The organism is Kiritimatiellia bacterium, assembly GCA_025054615.1.
Classification (GTDB): domain Bacteria; phylum Verrucomicrobiota; class Kiritimatiellia; order CAIVKH01; family CAIVKH01; genus JANWZO01.
Map to the genome: position 1 here is coordinate 1 of JANWZO010000008.1, position 18229 is coordinate 18229.

Annotated in this window: 10 protein-coding genes and 1 pseudogene; 3 read left to right on the forward strand and 8 right to left on the reverse strand. The window is 57.6% G+C overall.

The features are described 5' to 3' along the window. Positions 1-11: 11 nt before the first annotated feature. On the forward strand, positions 12-5219 hold the full coding sequence (locus NZ740_05135) for a hypothetical protein (GenBank protein MCS6771393.1): 5208 nt from the start codon (positions 12-14) through the stop codon (positions 5217-5219). Between the two features lie 178 nt (positions 5220-5397). Then, positions 5398-6597, forward strand: a complete 1200-nt coding sequence (locus tag NZ740_05140) for a lamin tail domain-containing protein (protein ID MCS6771394.1) — start codon at positions 5398-5400, stop codon at positions 6595-6597. 54 nt (positions 6598-6651) lie between these two features. On the opposite strand, the gene NZ740_05145 is transcribed toward NZ740_05140, so the two are convergent. The 8 genes and pseudogenes from NZ740_05145 to NZ740_05180 form a co-directional block, all read right to left on the reverse strand. Then, entirely contained in the window at positions 6652-7758 is a 1107-nt protein-coding gene (locus tag NZ740_05145; GenBank protein ID MCS6771395.1) for a DegT/DnrJ/EryC1/StrS family aminotransferase, read from the reverse strand. Positions 7759-8180: 422 nt separating this feature from the next. Further along, a complete protein-coding gene (locus NZ740_05150; protein ID MCS6771396.1) occupies positions 8181-8888 on the reverse strand; it encodes an N-acetyltransferase in 708 nt (235 codons plus the stop codon). Positions 8889-8903: 15 nt separating this feature from the next. Then, a pseudogene (locus NZ740_05155) lies at positions 8904-9878 on the reverse strand (Gfo/Idh/MocA family oxidoreductase). Positions 9879-10004: 126 nt separating this feature from the next. After that, complete coding sequence (locus NZ740_05160; GenBank protein ID MCS6771397.1) at positions 10005-10607, reverse strand: thioredoxin family protein; 603 nt, start codon at positions 10605-10607, stop codon at positions 10005-10007. A gap of 59 nt (positions 10608-10666) precedes the next feature. Continuing rightward, the gene (locus NZ740_05165) at positions 10667-12739 is read right to left on the reverse strand and encodes a protein-disulfide reductase DsbD family protein (protein ID MCS6771398.1); all 2073 of its coding nucleotides are present in this window, start codon (positions 12737-12739) and stop codon (positions 10667-10669) included. Between the two features lie 88 nt (positions 12740-12827). Next, positions 12828-13712, reverse strand: coding sequence for a polyprenyl synthetase family protein (locus tag NZ740_05170; protein MCS6771399.1), 885 nt, complete (start codon positions 13710-13712; stop codon positions 12828-12830). Positions 13713-14176: 464 nt separating this feature from the next. Beyond that, positions 14177-14998, reverse strand: a complete 822-nt coding sequence (locus tag NZ740_05175) for a glutaminyl-peptide cyclotransferase (GenBank protein MCS6771400.1) — start codon at positions 14996-14998, stop codon at positions 14177-14179. A gap of 7 nt (positions 14999-15005) precedes the next feature. Beyond that, positions 15006-17159, reverse strand: a complete 2154-nt coding sequence (locus tag NZ740_05180) for a thioredoxin domain-containing protein (protein ID MCS6771401.1) — start codon at positions 17157-17159, stop codon at positions 15006-15008. A gap of 119 nt (positions 17160-17278) precedes the next feature. Here NZ740_05180 and NZ740_05185 point away from each other — a divergent pair, with 119 nt between their 5' ends. Then, positions 17279-18229: a glycosyltransferase family 2 protein gene (locus NZ740_05185; GenBank protein MCS6771402.1), complete on the forward strand. Its 951-nt coding sequence runs from the start codon at positions 17279-17281 to the stop codon at positions 18227-18229.

Below are 18229 nucleotides of genomic sequence, written 5' to 3' on the forward strand. Positions count from 1 at the left end.
ATTCAATTTCGATGCGCCGAATCGCTGCTGCCAACAATGTCGGGCCCGGCATTTCGCTGTCCGTATCGGCGCCCCTGATTGAGAATGCGGTCTTGTATGGCAACTACGGCGGCGCCCTTGTCGCGAATCAGGCTTCACCATCGATGTTCAATTCAATCGTGGACGGGTCGGTGTCGACCGCAGCGCTGTTTACGATCGGGATGTCTTCGATCAATACGGATTTCAATGTGTACACTTTGGCGACCAACGGCGTATTCGCAAGAGATACGCAATTTGGTTTTGTCCTGCCACGTTTGAGCGACTGGCAGAGATACAGCGGGAAGGACATCCATTCGGTGCGAATCGCCTCCGGAATGGCCAATCCCGCCGACGGCGATTTCACCTTGTTAAGCCAGGCAGGGCGGACCACGACAAATGGCGTGCTTGTTTTCGACACGAATACATCGTGGGCGATTGATGCCGGTCGCTACAGCGATCCGTTCGCGAATGAGCCCGTTCCGAATGGCGGCCGGATCAATGCGGGCGTATTTGGCAATACGCATCTGGCCAGCCGCAGTCCCACCTCAACCGCGCAGCGGGCCGTCCTGGCGGCCACTCTGCGCGAAGGTGGCACCACGTCGGGCAATGTGCCGCTGTACTGGTTAACGCGCGGGTTTGCGCCAACCAGCGGAGTCCGGGTTATGGTTTCGATGGACGGGGGCGCCACATGGCAGGTATTGGCGACGAATCTGCTCCACGTTTCCGCGCCGCTGACGTGGAATAGCGCTCTGTCAGGCTCCTCGCCGCTGGCATACTGGAGGATATGCAGCGAGGACAACACCAATCTGTGCGACACGGCGGGGCCCTTCACTGTTCGGAACGGACCTATTGCCTATTACGTAAACGATACAAACACGCTGGGCGACGTGTTCTGCACGGCGCCAGGCAGTCCCACCAACACGGCGCTGTCGCCGGCTACGCCGCACACGAGTTTGCGCCACGTTTTGGAGCGATTTGATCTCGACGGTGGCGATACAGTGTATGTGGACACGGGGGTCCACACGTTGGACGAATTCATATTGGTCTCAGCGCTGGACAGCGGATCTCCAACTGCTTTGGTTCGCGTCGTAGGAAGCGGCGCTGAAATTTTCGGAGGGTCGCAATTTAGACCGTCGCCGGGAATGACGAACGCCGCGTTTCGTTTTTCCGGTGCCCAATATGTCGCTTTGGACAATTTGGTTTTGCACGGATTCGAGCTCGGACTGTCCTTCGAACAGCAGAGCGCCAACAATTCGGCAAGCAACCTTCTGATCCGGAACGGAATGCGAGGGGTGAATTTCCAATTGAGCTCTGGAAATCGCGTCAGTCGGTCGATTGTGACTCGGATGAGCGCGTCTGCCGTCGGCAGTAGCCTATCCTCGCTGAACACGCTTGAAGGATGTATCCTTTGGGAGTCAGGTTCGAATACCGTCGAGTTGGCAAATGGCTCGATGCTGATTTCTAACACCGTCTTGCACGCGAAATCGGATGGTGTGGTCTACAGGTTGGGAACGAATGGAATTCCGATTGGCGATTATAATGCGTATGTCATTCCGCATGACGCTTTCCTGATGATCGGTAATGGTCTGGCTTATGACCGCATCCCGGAATGGTCGAAGGCGTCGATGCAAGACTTCTACAGCCTTCATGTCGATGACCCCGGCTTCTTCAATCCGTCCAATGATCTTTTCTACCTCCGAAGTGCTAGTGGCCGATTTGATCCTTGGACGGGCCTGTTCGTCACCACGGACACGAACTTCTCGCCGCTGATTGACGCGGGGCCAGTTACGTGGGATTTCGGCAACGAACCGACTCCAAATGGCGTGCGAATTAATATAGGCCCGCATGGCAATACGGCCCGCGCGAGCAAAAGCCGAACGAACGGCTGGTTATATGCCATCACAGCGTCTGGTGGCGGCCGACTCGAAGGTTTGGCCCTTATAACCTGGAATTACGGGAACATCCCTCCGACCGATCTCGTGCGCTTGGATTACTCATACAACAATGGGCTGACGTGGACGAATATTGGCACGGCGACAGTGGGTCAGATGTCGTTCCTTTGGCAGACCGACGAGAAATACCCGGGTGGCGTCGAGAAATTCCCATCCAGTCCGATTGGCCGGTGGCGACTCACGTTGCTTTCGAATACAAACATATGGGATATGACGGACCACTATTTCTCGCTCCGGAACAAAGAATTCATCTTCTACGTGAATGACACCAGTACGGTCGGCGATGTCTACACCTGCGGGCCGGGGAGCGATGCCTATCTCGGCATCTTCCCGTGCGAGCCGAAGGCAACGTTGTCCTCGTTGCTCGCCGACCTCGATGTTGAGGGCGATGACATTATCCTGATCGACACGGGTGGCTATTTGTTCGGATCCAACGAGGTGTGGTCGCTGTCGATTGGTGATGAAGGTCGGCCCGGCCGGCCGGTCCTGATTCGAGGGAGCACTAATGGGGCTGCGGGGGGAACCGTGTTTGACCGGCCGCTTGCCGGCGCCGCGAATTTGCTGCAAATCGAGGGTCGCCATGTCGAGCTGGAACACATTCGATTCAACCGAGGGAATCTCGTTCTTAGCAGTGATACAATCGCCCGCCACCTCATATTCACGAACGGTTCGCTGATCATTGCGGGCGATAATGTGTTGGCTGAAAAAATCAATGTCGCAAACGGTATCGTTTCGATCGCAGGACGCAATGGTACGGTACGCGAAAGTGTCGTGCAGCACGGGTCCATCCACACGCTCGGAACTAACATCTTCATTCTGAACAACATCGTATACGGGACAAACGTATCGCCAGGCTTGCTGATCGACGGCAATCTCGTATTTGTCCGGCACAACACGGTGGCAACTAAGGGAACTGCTGTGCGAAAGATTGGATTCGGCAGCGCCTCACTCCTCAATAACATCTTGAAGGCCGATGGGCCGGATCGGTTCTGCATCGATGCCCAGACGGGTGCACTTGATTCGGACTATAACAATCTATGGGCCGTGAACGGGGCCTGGATCGGCGGGTACCGAAACGGTAACTGGGAGCGGCTTCTCTACTGGCAGCGGGAAGCCCTTCTTGACCTCAACAGCATTTCGGCGGATCCGTATTTCGCAAATGAGGCTGGCGGTGACTTCCGTCTGCGCTCAGTGGCCGGACGGTGGAACGGAACGTCCTGGGTAACGGATACAAATCATTCACCGAGCATTGATGCGGGTTCACCCCTCAGCGTTTACACCAATGAACCCTTGCCCAACGGCGAACTTGCCAATCAAGGCTTCGATGGCAATACCCCGTTCGCCAGCAAGAGCCGAACTCTGCCCTGGTTATTGGCGATAACGGCAAACGACGGCGGCGTTCTTCGCGGGACGAACACGTTGCGCTGGCGTTACGGCAACCTCAGCACGTCTGAACAGGTGGTGGTCCAGTTCTCTGCCGATAACGGCCTTTCATGGACGAACCTTTCCGGGCCTGTTGCAGTAGGGAACGGCGCCTTCGTTTGGAACAGCACACCTTTTGGCAACGCGTTGCAGGCGCGGTGGCGTGTCGTGCTGGTTTCGAACACCAACGTCTTCGATGCGACTGATACACCGTTCCAACTGCGCAATTTCGGCACTGTCTTTTATGTCAACGACACCAATACCGTTGGCGATGTCTACTGCACAGCCGCCGGCAATGATGCCAACAGTGGTTTGTCGCCGTCCGCGCCGAAACAGAGTCTCCAGGCGATTCTCGATGCCTATGATACAGAGGGCGATGACGTTATCTACGTGGATACCGGTATTTACCCGATTTCCGGTTTGAGCCGTATCATTTGGTCTAGGGGCGGCGACCCGACGACCGGCCGCCTCTTGATCCGGGGCAGTACCAATCTGGCCGCAGGGGGTACAATCTTTACTCGCGACCATCCATCGCAGCATACTCTTGAGATTTCAGCATCGTTCGTGGAAGTTCGCGACATTACGGTCCAGAATGGCTTCTACGGGATTTATTCCTCCTCTAACCGCCATGTCGTTCTGCGTGGAATTTTCGGCCGCTCGAATGAAATCGCCATCGCCTTCAATCGCACGTTCAATGCTACGGTTCAAAATGCCCGGATTTGGGCGAATCGGCTCGGTGGTATCGACAATCTGAATGGGCGAACGACGCTCGTCGAAAATGTAACATTCGTCGGCAATTCGAACTTTGCGTATCGCATGGTTGGCACCGTGGCCGATGTCGTGCAAAACAACATCTTCTATCTCTCGGAGACGAATTCAACCGCTCTTGCTGGGGTCTTGACGTCAATCGACAACGCGTTCATCGATTACAATGTTTACTTCTTTGGGGCGCCCACCACTGCCATCTTCGGATCCTATACCGACCTCTTGCAGTGGCAGTTGGACAAGCAGAAGGATTATCGCAGCGCCATCACGAATCCGTTGTTGAACAATGTCGCGGCAGGCGATTTCACGCTCCGGAGCCAGTATGGACGCTGGCAAAACGGCGTGTTTGTGAATGACGCTGAGACGTCGTGGGCCATCGATCGCGGCAATCCGAATTCGGTCTTCACGAATGAGACGTTCTTCAACGGCGGGCGCGTTGACATCGGGGCTTTTGGCAATACGCCTTACGCCAGCCGCAGCCCAACCAACCGAATTCTCGAACTTCGCACGCTGAACGGAAATATTTCGATCGACGACAATTCGCCAACGAACGTCTTCCCGCTCATCTGGGGAGCGATTAACCTCCCGACGAATTTGATCGTGAATGTTCAGTTCTCCGGCGACGGAGGTCTGAGCTGGTTCAATCTAGCGACCAATGTCAGCGCCTTCCGAGAATACATTGTCTGGCAGGCCACGCCATTCTTCAATACGCATCGAGGGCGCTGGCGAGTGGTCGGCGTCAATGACACGAACTATGTTGCGGTAAGCACGGGGAATATGGATATCTTCTTCGGCCAGTTCCGCATCACCTCGATTACGGCGGAGGGCACGACAAATCGCATCGTGTGGCGTGGCGCGTGGAATGAACACTATCAGGTGCAGTGGGCGACCAATCGGATCGGGAATGAATTCTTCTGGCGCAACGCGGCCAGCGGATCGGGACCCCATGAACAGGCGGCATTCCTATCGACCAACGGCGGCGATTTTGTGTTCCGCGATATCCAGAGTCCGACCAATCAACATCGGCTCTATCGTGTCCTTCGGCTCGATATGGAACCCTGACTTGGTGCTGCAAATGAGACGGATCGCCCAAAGAAAGGCGTGCCGCCAGGCTCAGGGGACCTCGATTCCGTGTTGGCAGTTCAGACGGAGCAGTAATAATCGAAATCGTTGAGATGCCACTATGGCGAATATCTGCAAACGTTTAACCGCCTTCCTGGGCCTAACTGCTCTTTTCCTGGTGGTCTCGTCTTCTCAAGCCAATTTGATAATTAACGAAGTATTTTACAACATCAGCCCACAGGGGGGAAACCAGTTTATCGAACTGTATAACTCCGGAACGAATGTCCAGTATTTGGACGGCAAAATTCTCACAGATGAAGCGGGGGATGGATCGGAGGGTGTTTTCAAGTTTCCGGGTGCCCCTGGTGGGACGTCTTTGCCTGTCAGCCCTGGACAGTATGTCGTTGTTGCCGTGGATGCAACCAATGCCACAGCCACAGCCGGGTGGGAATGTTTTGCCGGTCTTACGGATTCGGATAATCCTGCGGTGCCGAACCTGACCCTCGTGGCCGGGTACGCCGATTTGGGCCTGTTCTCGGGTGGGGACAACATTATTCTCGCGGACGGAACCGACACTGTGCCCCCAATTGATCCCGCCACGGTCATCGATGGGCTGAATTTCGCAGGCGGGGGTGGAGAACTCGCGCCTCTTGGCCCTCTCCTGCCCGATCCGAATCCGAATGCGTCTTCACCCTACGGCTATTCCTTGGGCAGATGCCCTGATGGAACGGATAACAACATCTCCTCCTTGGCGGATCTGTACCCCATGAATCCAACACCGGGCACTCCTAACACCTGTACGGTCGCCTCGTTGAGCATTCAATCCATTTCCCTTCCGGAAGGAAATTCGGGGGTGACAACGGCACAGGTGCCGGTTTTGTTGTCGCTGCCCCAGCCGTCCACCGTCACCGTCCAGTTTTTTACCTCGAATGACACCGCTCTGGCGGGATCGGATTATTTCGCGACCAACGGCACTCTGGCCTTCGCGCCAGGCGTCCAAACGCAGGCCATTCAGGTTCTGATTGTTGCGGACACAGTGAACGAGCCCGATGAGTCTTTCACTGTCCGCCTACAAAATCCCACAAATGCATCTCTCGCTGTGGCAATCGGGACGGTCATGATTTTGAATGATGACACTCCGCTGACGATCGTCACCAGCGCGTTCGTCTCCATCTTCGCTTCGGCGACGTCGGTTTCTACACGATGGGAATCCGTCTCGGGCGGCGTTTATCGCCTTCAGGCTTCTCCTTCGCTGACCGCGCCGGCCTGGGTCGACGTGGGTCCGCCAGTCACTGCGACCGCATCTTTCGCTTCGATGCTGGATACAAACACAACCGCAACCTCGCGCGTCTATCGCGTCATCCAAATTTTGCCCTAGGGGAGTTCCCTCTAAAGAGCGGGGCGATCGACAACCGGCTGACTTCGAAAAGCTTTAGGAAATTTCAGACCTTGCAGCCAGCAGCGAGGATACAACGCGACGCTGTTCCTCGGCGGTGAGATACGGCGACATCGGCAGACTGAGGCAGGTAGATGCGATTCGCTCGGCAACCGGAAAATCGCCCGGCCTGTAACCTAGATTTGAAAACGCGCCCTGCAGGTGTAATGGCGTTTTGTAATACGATACGGTTGGGATTCCCTGGCTCTGGAGCCGCGTGGAAATCAAATCGGGATTGTCCAGCCGGATTGTGTATTGCGCATACACGGATGTGTTTTCCGGTCGGATGATCGGCGTGACGATACCCGAAGCATCTTTGAGCATTTCATCGTAACGCCGCGCAACTTCGCGCCGAAGAACGCACTCCTTATCGAACACCGAAAGTTTTTCGAGAACGATCGCTGCCTGCAGCGTATCCATCCGACCATTCAGGCCGACCACGGGATGCTGATGCTTGACCTTTTGTCCATGGACGCGAATCTGGCGCATTTTTTCGGCGAGGCCGTCATCATTCGTGAAAATGGCGCCGCCATCTCCGTAGCAGCCCAGGGGCTTGCTGGGGAAAAAAGACGTGCATCCGATCAGACTCAGGCCGCACGACCTTCTGCCGTGATGCGTCGCTCCAAAGCATTGGGCGGCATCTTCAATGACCGGGATGCCCCATTCGGACGCAATCGACGTAATTCGGGTCATATCGGCGCATTGGCCATAGATCCCCACCGGAATGATCGCGCGCGTGCGCGAAGTGATGGCTGCCCGCATCCGTTCCGCGTCCATGTTCATGGTGTCCCATTCGACGTCGACAAAAACGGGCCGTGCCCTCAGGAGAGCGATGACCTCGGCCGTCGATATCCAGGTGTAGGGGACTGTGATGACCTCATCGCCCGGGCCGATCTCCAGCGCCATCAGCGCGATGAGAAGGGCGTCGGTTCCGCTTGCGACGGTGATGGCATGCTTTACGCCGACATAATCGGCCAGTCGCGCCTCCAGGGTTTCAATTTCCGGGCCTAGTATGTATTGCCCGTGGTGCAGTACGCGGTGGATCGACCGCTCCAGTCCGGCGCGGATCGCCTTCTGTTGCCGTTCAAGATCAATAAACGGCATGGGAGCGGAAGCCGCTTTCATGGCCAGATAAGATTCCGGAGTGAGGTCGGCAGGATCTACCGATGGGGCAAAAGTGATGCGCTTTGGTTTGCCTGGCAGACGGCTCAGGGCAATACGGGCTTGCGCAATGTCCGGCTCCGAACTCCAAAGGGCATCCAGCTCATCCGCCAACGAGGGAAGGATGCCGCATTTCCGAACTGCGTCCGACATGCGGCGCCGGAGTTCATCGTTTGTTGCCGCCGGTTGCGAAAAATTCGATCGTTCCGACAGTTGTTTTTTGGCCTCCTCAAGCGCGTTTCGGATCGAGGCCATGTGAAGCCAAAGTGTGTCGCCGCGGCCGCTTGCCGCGTCGCAGACTCGGCGAAAGGCCGATTCCTCCTCGTTTAAGGCCAGAAGATGCTGAACCAGAACATCACGTGAGATCAGCAAGTGCATGGGGGCTGTCCTGACTTCAATTCGTCGTATCGCCGACGGCCCACGGCCAGTTCGGCTGGCAATGGAGCGTCCTCGTCCAGATCCAGGCACTTCAGGGAGCCATTGACCAGTTGATATCGAAAGCCGGATTCCGGACACCGCCACAGTCCATCCTCCGAGGGCCGGGTCATAGGATGGCCGTGGCGGCTGATCCAGCCCTTGGGGCGCGCAGGGTTGCCGGCCACGAGCGTGTAATCGGGGACATCGCGTGTGACCACCGCGCCGGCTGCGACGAATGCGTAGCGTCCGATGGTGACGCCGCAGACAATCGTGGCGTTCGCGCCAATCGTGCAACCGCGCCGCAGGATCGTGGTTTCATAGAGGTCATGACGGTTGATTTGCGCGCGAGGGTTTTTCACGTTCGTCAGAACGCAGGAAGGCCCCAGAAAGACATCATCTTCGATTACGGTCCCCGTGTAGACGGAAACGTTGTTCTGAATTTTTACGCGGTTCCCGATTCGTGTACCTCCCGCGATGTTCACATTTTGGCCGATGACGCAGCCTTCCCCAATCACCGCTCCAGACATAATGTGGCTGAAATGCCAGATTTTTGTCCCCGCGCCGATCTCGGCGCCCTCATCCACAACCGCCGACGGGTGAACAAAATAGGGCTTTGATGCCGTCTGCGACGACTCAAAGGCCCGAGTCTGCGCCAACGTCTTGAGCGACTGCTGGCACGCCTCGAGGACGCGCAGAACCCGTAAACCTTCACGGCCGTCCGTGGGCGGGGGAACGCGGGTCGCGACACTATCGAGAAACTGCCTGCATTCGATCAGCAAAGGTTCCTCATCCGAGGTCGGAACAACTTCCGCCGCTGCGCGGATGGCGGTCGGGACGCGGTTGATCCATTCCACCCGGTGCGGGTAAAGGGCGAGTTTATTTTCCGACGTGTCGTCAAATACCGCCATTTTCTCGGAGCCGACCACCACAAGGCGGTGCTCTTTGAACGGGTGCAGCCAGCTTACGAAAATATGGGCTTGGACTCCGCTGGGAAATTGCAGGAGCGTCATTGTGACATCGTGCACATCCGGATTGAGCCACGCGCCGCCGGACGAAAACACGTGCCGCGGTTCCTCGCCCAGCAGATTGAGAAGCAGCGAAATGTCGTGAGGTGCAAAACTCCAGAGAATGTTTTCCTCGGTGCGAATTTTTCCGATGTTCAGACGATTCGAGTAGACGTATCGCACCTGCCCAAGGTCGCCGCGATTGATCAGCGTTCGCAAGGCCGCGATGGCCGGATGGTAGTTCATGACATGCCCAACCATCAGAATCCGACCGGCTTTCTCCGCCCGCTCGACCAGATCTTTTCCTTCGTTGGCAGTTAGGGCCATGGGTTTTTCCACGAAAACATCTTTGCCCGCTGCCAGCGCGTCACGAACCAGATGGTAATGAGTGGCCGCCGGGGTGGAGATCACAACCGCACGGATGCGAGGGTCATCCAAAAGCATTTTGGGATCGGAGGTGGCTGTGACGCCGGCATACCGGGGAGCTGCCTCTTGCAAGCGTTCTGGATTCGTGTCGGAGATGGCCACTAATGCGCCCAAGCGGTGGAAGACCCTCGCCAAGTTCTGGCCCCAGGTCCCGATGCCGATCACGGCGACCGAAGCGATGTCGAGTTGGTGTTTGTTGGCTGATGAATCCGACATGCGGTTTGGACAGCAAAGGAACAATCTGATGGTTTGAATCCCGGTCGTCAATCCCCACTCGGTTACCGAAAAAAAAGAGCGGGCTTCTGAGAGCCCGCTCTTTTTACATCTCCGGATACTTCGACGTTACTTGTATTTTACGCTGCACCCGTAAGGTTGGGTTTGCGGTGTGCCCACCGGCCGTCCGGCCGCGAGGTCAGCGAGAGCTTCTCGGACGTAATTTTTTGCCTTTGGCACGTCGTCCGGGTCAGTCGACCGAATGCTGTCAATCGCCCCTTGGTAAACTAAAACGCCCTCGGCGTTGACGATATACATGTGCGGCGTCGTCTTCGCGCCGTAAAGACGGCCCACCGTGCCCTCCTCATCAAGAAGGATGGCCGTTGCGGCACCCTGCTTCTCCTCGTTAATTTTCTGCCATTCCTCCAGCGAGTAATGACCCTGTTTGCCGGGCGCGGAGGAACAAATGGATAGCCAAATGACTCCATTTGCCGTGGCTTCCCGTTGCAGCGCCTGCATATGCCCTTTGTCGTAGTGTTTTTGAACAAAGGGGCAGCCATGGTTGATCCACTCCAATACGACCGTTTTGCCCCGATAGTCGGACAATGCGTGCTCATTGCCGAAGATGTCCCTCAATCGGAAGTCGGGCGCCGGATCACCATTCCTAACCTGCGCGCCTGCGATCGTTATCGATAGAGCCAGAACGAGCGCGGACACGATCATCGATTTCATTTGCGATCAACCTCCGTGGATAGTAATTGTATCATTTGACCAAGAACATATCGCATCGTTCAACGATTTCCAGCTATCGCATCCAGAACGACTCGAGGCGTGAGAATTTCTGGAAGAATGATGGGTTTCGAGTCGGCGCCCAGCGGGTAATAGACATACAAGGGCACCCCGCTTCGGCCAAACTCTTCAAGGGCCCTAGTAATCACATCGTTTCGATCCGTCCAGTCGGCCACCAGCAGGGCAACGTCCATTTCGCGGAAGCGCGCAAGCACCTCGGGCCGCCTCAATGCTACCTGTTTGTTCACTTGGCAGGTGAGGCACCATGCCGCTGTGAAATCAATAAAGACTGGGCGTCCCTCGCGCCTCAACTGCGCGAGTCGTTCGGGGGAGAACGGTTCCCACTCGGACGCTCTGTGTGCCGGTTTCTCAGGAGCGACCTCATATCCTATAGATTGGAATGCATGAATAAGTGCGCTTGCGGCCAGAAGCATCGCAACAGCCCGCGCCCCAAGTCGAGTCCATCGTTGTCGATGGAGCGCGCCCCATCGACCCGCGATCCACATTGAGAGGGCTAGTATCAGAAAGAGGCTCGCCGCCCGTATAACCGCCGCTGCGCCGGCCTGAAGGCTCAGGACCCACACGAGCCACACGACGGTGGCCATCATCAGGAACCCCATTGCCTGTTTGAGCGACTCCATCCACGGCCCGGGCTTCGGAATTCGGCGGACGATGCCCGGCGAGGCGGATAGCGCAACATAAGGTGCGGCCATACCAAGTCCCAGCGCCGTAAAAATGGCAAGAGCGGATGCGGGAGGCTGAGTCAGCGCGTAGCCGAGCGCAGCCCCCATGAAGGGGGCCGTGCAGGGTGTCGCGACAATCGTGGCGAGCAGCCCGCTGAAAAACGACCCTGCATATCCGCTCTTGGACTGCAGTTCCTGGCCCACGGTGGTCAATGAGAGACCGAATTCGAACACGCCAAACAAACTGAGCCCGAGACAAAAGAAAAGCGCAGCAAGCCCCAGCACGATTCTCGGCGACTGCAACTGGAATCCCCAGCCGATCTCCTCACCGCCCGCTCGAAGTGCGATCAGCAGCCCGGCAAGAATCCAAAAGCAGACGAGCACTCCCGCTGCGAAAACCAATCCGTGCAAGACCATCCGTCGACGTGACCACCCTGACTGCGAGACGAAGCCGAGCAGTTTGAGCGAGATCACCGGAAATACGCAGGGCATAAGATTTAGGATCAGTCCGCCGACGAATGCCGCCATCATCGATGCACCAAGCGTGGATGGGAACTTCAGCCCGTCCGCGCTTGGAGGTATTTGCCCGATTCTCGCCTCCCGCTTGAGGTCGGTCTTAACCGGGATGGCGCGATGAGTGGGATCTGCCGTCCATGCGCTTTCCGCGACCAAAATGCCTTCCAGCTCAGCGGGAGGGCGTTCTGACTGAGTTTGAATCGGAATTCGCAGGATGTGTTTTGTCCCATCCCGGATAAAGATCTGGTCGGCGGCATGCACGATCAGATCGTCTCGGAAAGGAAAGAATTGGGCGCCGGAAACAGTCCGAGTCGGGTGTTCAAAGACAAGTTCGATCGAGTCATTGAGCAGTCGGGCCTCGACGCGCCAATCGGGTGCTTCGCGGGGAAGCGCCTCTCGGGCGGCCCTGAACAGCCGCTCGTGGCGGGGGTTGGGCGACGGATCTTCGCCCACTTCGACGGTCAGCGAAAGGTCAGCCCTGCCGGGAAGGCAGATTTCCTTGCACATCAACCATTCCGCGCGAGCCCGAAAGATATAGGAGGTGGATTCCAAGTTCGGGGGCGTTCGAATTTCCACGAGGAGGAGGACCTCTCGCTCATATCCATAACTGGCGAGGGGAGGCGTAAGGATTCGCGATGGAAGCGGCCACTGGATTTCGCCGGCAGCAAAACCTGGCGGCAGACTCCATTTGATCTTGGTGGCTAGCCCCGAATCACCTGGGTTTCGCCAGTACGAATGCCATCCTTCATCGTGTCGGAGGAGCAGGCCGACCCAAAAGGGCTTTCCAGGTTGGATAGAGACCGGTTCGGCAATCAATTCGGCTTCTACGTGCCTGTCTCGGATGGGCTCGCTCCATCCTAGGACTGCAAAGCTCATCCATATCGCGAAAAGCTTTAGTGGGATCGATTGCATGTGCGAACATTTAGACGAAGGCCGACTCGAAGGCGCTCAAATATCCTCATCTTCAAGATTTGCGCGACACTGCGAAGTCTGCGAGCGCCTCTAGGGAGTAGACCGGTCCGGGCAATTCGGATAATTGCGCCTTCGCCTCCTCGACATAGTGCAGGGCCATCGAGCGTGCTTTTTCAATCCCGTAAACCGACACATAGGTCAGTTTGCCCCGTGCGGCGTCAGTGCCCGTCTTTTTGCCCAACGCCGACTCATCGGATGTCGCGTTCAGGATGTCGTCGGTAATTTGAAAGGCCAGACCCAGCCGCTCTCCAAACAGGCCGAGCGAATCGACCCATTCTGTCGATGCTCCGGCGGTGATCGCGCCGATTCGGCATGACGCCTTAATGAGGTCGGCCGTTTTGTGCATGTGGATAAATTCCAACTTCAGTGGATCGGGTGGCGAGCCTTCTGCCTCGATATCCTCCACTTGGCCGCCGATCACGCCCTGGCTGCCCGCAGCGCGAGCCAGTTCTCGAACTAGGGCGAGTGGATCGTGAGGCGCGGGCGCGGGACAGTCTGCAAGCCATTCAAAGGCCATCGTCAAAAGGGCATCGCCAGCGAGAATAGCCACCGCTTCGCCGAATTGGATATGGCAAGTAGGACGCCCCCGACGGAGGTCGTCGTCGTCCATTGCCGGCAGGTCGTCGTGGATCAGCGTATACGTGTGTAGCAGCTCGATCGCCGCCGCGGGCCGAAGCGCTGCCTCAGCATCGCCGCCGCAGGCTTCCGCCGCCGCCATGCACAGAATCGGGCGCAGTCGTTTCGCTCCGCCGAATACGCTGTATCGCATCGCTTCATGGATGCGCGTAGGACGCGTTTGCGGGGGAGGGAGAGCCCGGTCCAGATAGTCGTCAACGCGGGCCTTGAGGTTTGACAGATAAGTCGTCAGGTCAAACATGGATGTACGCTAGCTTTCAGAGTGGCTCCGCTCAACCATCTTCTCCCCGAATAAATAGAGAGCCATTGCAAGTGGTGAATTCGGCGGCCCCTTGGATCAATTTACGGGTTCAGCGGTTACGACTGGGGGATTTGCGTACGGCTGCGAGCCGAGCACACATCGCTTCGAACACGCGTAAGTCTTGCGAGCCGGATCCATGGTGCTGGCGGTGGCGGGCGAAGGCGGTCGAAACGCCCTATGTCTAGCCAGGCTTGGGATCGCGGTGACGATCGTCGAACTTATTGAGGCGGACTCGGCGCACCGGATCTTGGAGGATCGGTTCGCTGTCTTAAACCTGGGCATCCATGCAGATTCACAGAAATGGGAAGTAGGCGATCGTTTTCACGGGGCCGCCGCCCGTTGAAGTTTAGGAGACCCACCGAGTCGTACCCTGCCTACTTCATGACCTGTCGGTGGCGGGAAAGTCAGCGTTTCGGAAAGATCAATTCGAGTTCATACAGGACTGACCAGCGTTTTCCCGTGACAAACAGGCGGCGGGTTGCCTCGTTGTATGCAATTCCATTCAGAACATTTTCGCGTGATAAACGCGATTCTTCAGGCAGCAACGGAGAAAAATCTAGCCAGCCCAGAACCTGCCCTGTCGCGGGGTCGATCCTCGCGACACGAGATTCTCCCCAGACATTAGCGAAGATCTCAGGTCCGACGGCTTCTAATTCGTTCAATCTTCGCAAGGGCGAATCGCCATCACGGACGATGACGGACCCGAGAGACTTCATCGTCTGGGGGTCGTAGAACCTCAGCACTTCAGAGCCGTCGCTAGCCACCAGGCGGTTGCTCCAGACCGTCAGGCCCCATCCCTCACCGTCCCATGGATACGAGCCCAAAGTTTCGAAGGTCTCTGCATTGTAGACAAACATCATCTTTTCGCGCCACGTCAGTTGGAAAATGCGGTTGGACCAGAGCGCGATGCCCTCGCCAAAAAATACCGATGGGAGGTTGCGCCGACGAATGACGGCGCCGGTGTCCAAATCGACTTCTCTGAGGGAAGATTCCCCATACAGTCCAGTGCTTTCGATCAAACGTCCGTTCCAGAACAACAATCCTTGGGTAAAGGCCGTCGGGTCATGGGGCAGTGTCCGCAGAATTCGAAACTCGAGCGCAGCGGTTTTCTCACGCTGCTCGGCGAATGCGCCGGACAGAGCCAAACTGGCAACTGCGATTACCGTCAGCCTTAGAAGACACCAAGGGAGGCTGCGACGCCGATAATGGACTCTAGATTGGTGCATGTGAAGTTCAGGGCGTGACCGCAACGCTGACGGGAAATTCGATTTGGCGTTCGGGCAGGCATTCCGTCGAATTGCAGGGCCGGAAGTACAGCCGGATAACGCCATGAACCTCGAGACCCGCTGGATCCTGTGGCATTCGCAATCGAACCGTGGACGAATCCATGCTCACCAAATCGAAGGGAGGCCCGGTCTCCACTCGGAACGGGGCGCCGCCTTCATACGGTTGCAAGGTCCAACCGGCTGGCACGTCCGCCTCGACCGCCAGCGCCACCACGCCTCCGGGCGCCGCCGACCGCGCCAGCGGTCGCACCTTCCAGCTCACGGCTTCGTTCGCTGCGTTGCGATAGAGAAACAGCGCCGCGTGGAGGACCGAGGCGCTCGCGGACGGGGCTCGGGCTGCGAGCGGATGCGCGGCAGCGAGCGCACGTTCTGCCGCGCGCCGAAACTCAGCGCCGCCTCCGCGCTCTGCGAGAATGGCCCAGACGCGAATGGCCAATCCCACGGGAGAGGGCTGAGATTGATCCATGACGTCTGGAATTTTGACAGGCAGGGTTTCATGCCGCGGTCCCACCGACCACGGCATTCCGGTCAACGGGTCTGCGAAATGGTCGATCATATGCCGTCCAAGCCGCTCGGCGGCCTCAAGCCATGAAGCGTCTCGCGTCGCCTCATTCAGGCAGAGAAGCGACCATGTTAGGGCCGCATAGTCCTCAAGAAATGCCGGGACATGGCTGCGGTTACCCTGACGGATTCTCATGAGTTCGCCGTCAACGACGCTGCGCTGAAGAAGGGATCGTGCGGCAGCCTCTGCAGCCGCGAGATAGCGCCGGTCTGCGAAAACCTGCGCCGCGGAAGCTAACGCGGCAATCGCGAGCCCGTTCCAAGAGGTGATGATTTTATCGTCGCATGCGGGGCGCACTCGCGCCTTTCGCGCCTCTTTCAAAACCGCACGGCACCTGGTCATTCGGCTGCGTTCAGGTTCATCGACGAAGGAGGTTAGATGCAGAATATTTAGTCCGGTCGGGTGTCCCGTGGCCTCCTCGAAGTAATTTCCACCGATCCGAACATTATAGAGCCGGCAAAAGTCGGCCGCATCCGTCCCTAAAAGGCGGACGATTTCCTCATGGGACCAGACGTAATACTTGCCTTCTTCGCCATCGCTGTCCGCGTCCAACGATGAGTAAAAGCCGCCCTCGCGATCCGTCATTTCCTCGAGCAGCCAGTCCAGCGTCTCGCGGGCTGCGGCTTCGTACTCCGCCCGGCGCCTGGGATCGGATGAGCGGGCCGCCGCGAGCGAATACGCGCGAGCGAGTTGCGCGTTGTCGTACAGCATTTTTTCGAAATGCGGCAAAAGCCAGCGCTCATCGGTCGAATAGCGGTGAAAACCGCCGCCGATGTGGTCGCGGATCCCGCCGAGCGCCATCGCATCCAGAGTGCGAAAGGCATAGGCGTCCAGATCGGATTCGGACCGCGCAGTAGGACTGTCGAGAATCAGCCCTAGCGCCGTGTGGGGCGGGAATTTCGGCGCGCCCGCGGGGCCGCCGTGCTCGCGGTCTTCATGGTCGAGCCAATCCTGGCGAGCGCGGCGGAACAAGCTGTCCCACATGTGTGGCGCGTACACCTCCGGTGCAGGGCGCGATGCGGCAGCCTTCATAGCCGAAATGATCTGCCGCGCCTGCTCCTCGATATCCGCGCGGCGGGTTCGCCAGATTTCGGCGAGCCGCAACAGGAGCGTTTTGAAACCGATCCGGCCCCATCGGTCCTCCGGCGGGAAATAGGTGCCGGCATACCAGGGTCGACCGTCCGGCAGCAGCCAGACTGAGTTGGGCCAACCTCCACGGCCCGTCATGATTTGAGTCACCAGCATATAAAATTCATCGAGGTCCGGCCGCTCCTCGCGATCGACTTTCACCGAAACAAAATGCCGGTTGAGGATTTCCGCAATTTCGGGATTCTCGAAGGACTCACGCTCCATGACGTGACACCAATGGCACGCCGAGTAGCCGATGGACAGAAAGATGGGTTTATCCTCAAGCTTCGCGCGATTTAGGGCTTCCTCGCCCCAGGGGTACCAATCCACCGGATTTGTCGCATGCTGCCGAAGGTAAGGGCTCGTTTCGTGAATCAAGCGGTTGGAATGAGGGCGGTGCTCGTCGGCCATCGTGTGGGTCTCCCGCGCTTTACTTATCGGTTCAGCATAAACGAAGGACAGCAGTCCTGCAAACCGCCCGCTTGACGATACTTGTTGGTTCGCGAGACCCTTGCTAGCCTTGCGTGCCCATGAAAACCGTCTCCGTCGTTGTCCCATTTCTGAATGAGGAGGAGAATCTTCCCGTTCTCTACGAGCGCGTGAAATCCGCGCTATCGAACGTGCCGGAGAAATGGGAGCTCGTCTTGGTCGACGACGGCAGCACCGACGGCTCCGCGGCGTGGGCTACGCAGAAGGCGGCCGAGGACCCGCGGGTGAAGCTGGTCCAGCTTTCGAGGAATTTCGGCCACCAAATCGCGATCACGGCGGGGATGGATTATGCGACCGGCGACGCGGTTGTGATCATCGATGCGGATCTCCAAGATCCGCCTGAAGTGATTCCGGAGCTTCTGGCGCGGTGGCGGGAGGGGTTCGAAGTAGTCTATGCGGTGCGCAAGAGCCGCGAGGGCGAGACGTGGCTGAAGAAATTTCTGGCCGCTGCATTTTACCGGATTTTCTACCGAATGTCCCGGGTCAAGGTACCCATGGATGCCGGCGATTTTCGTCTTGTTGACCGGAAGGTGGTGGACGCCCTGAGAAATGTTCGCGAGCTACATCGCTTCATGCGCGGGCTGACCTGCTGGGTTGGTTTCCGACAATGTGCGGTGTACTACGAGCGAGCAGCCCGTCACGCGGGAGTGACGAAATACCCTATATGGAAATCGTTGAATCTTGCGTGGGACGGCTTCACGTCGTTCTCCGGCGCCCCTTTGCGCTGGATGACGGGGATCGGCCTGTTTTTTAGCCTGGCCGGTTTGCTGTTCGCGTTGCGGGTGGTGCTTGGAAAAATCTTCGGTTGGATCGATACCGTTCGTGGCTGGACATCTCTGATGGCCGTGGTTCTAGTGCTCGGCGGCATTCAGTTGATGTGCATGGGCCTCCTTGGCCAGTATGTCAGCCGAATTTTCGAGGAAACGAAGAAGAGGCCCCTGTATTTCGTCCGGTCCACCGTGGGTTTTGGAGACAGCGGAAACGCCCGGTAG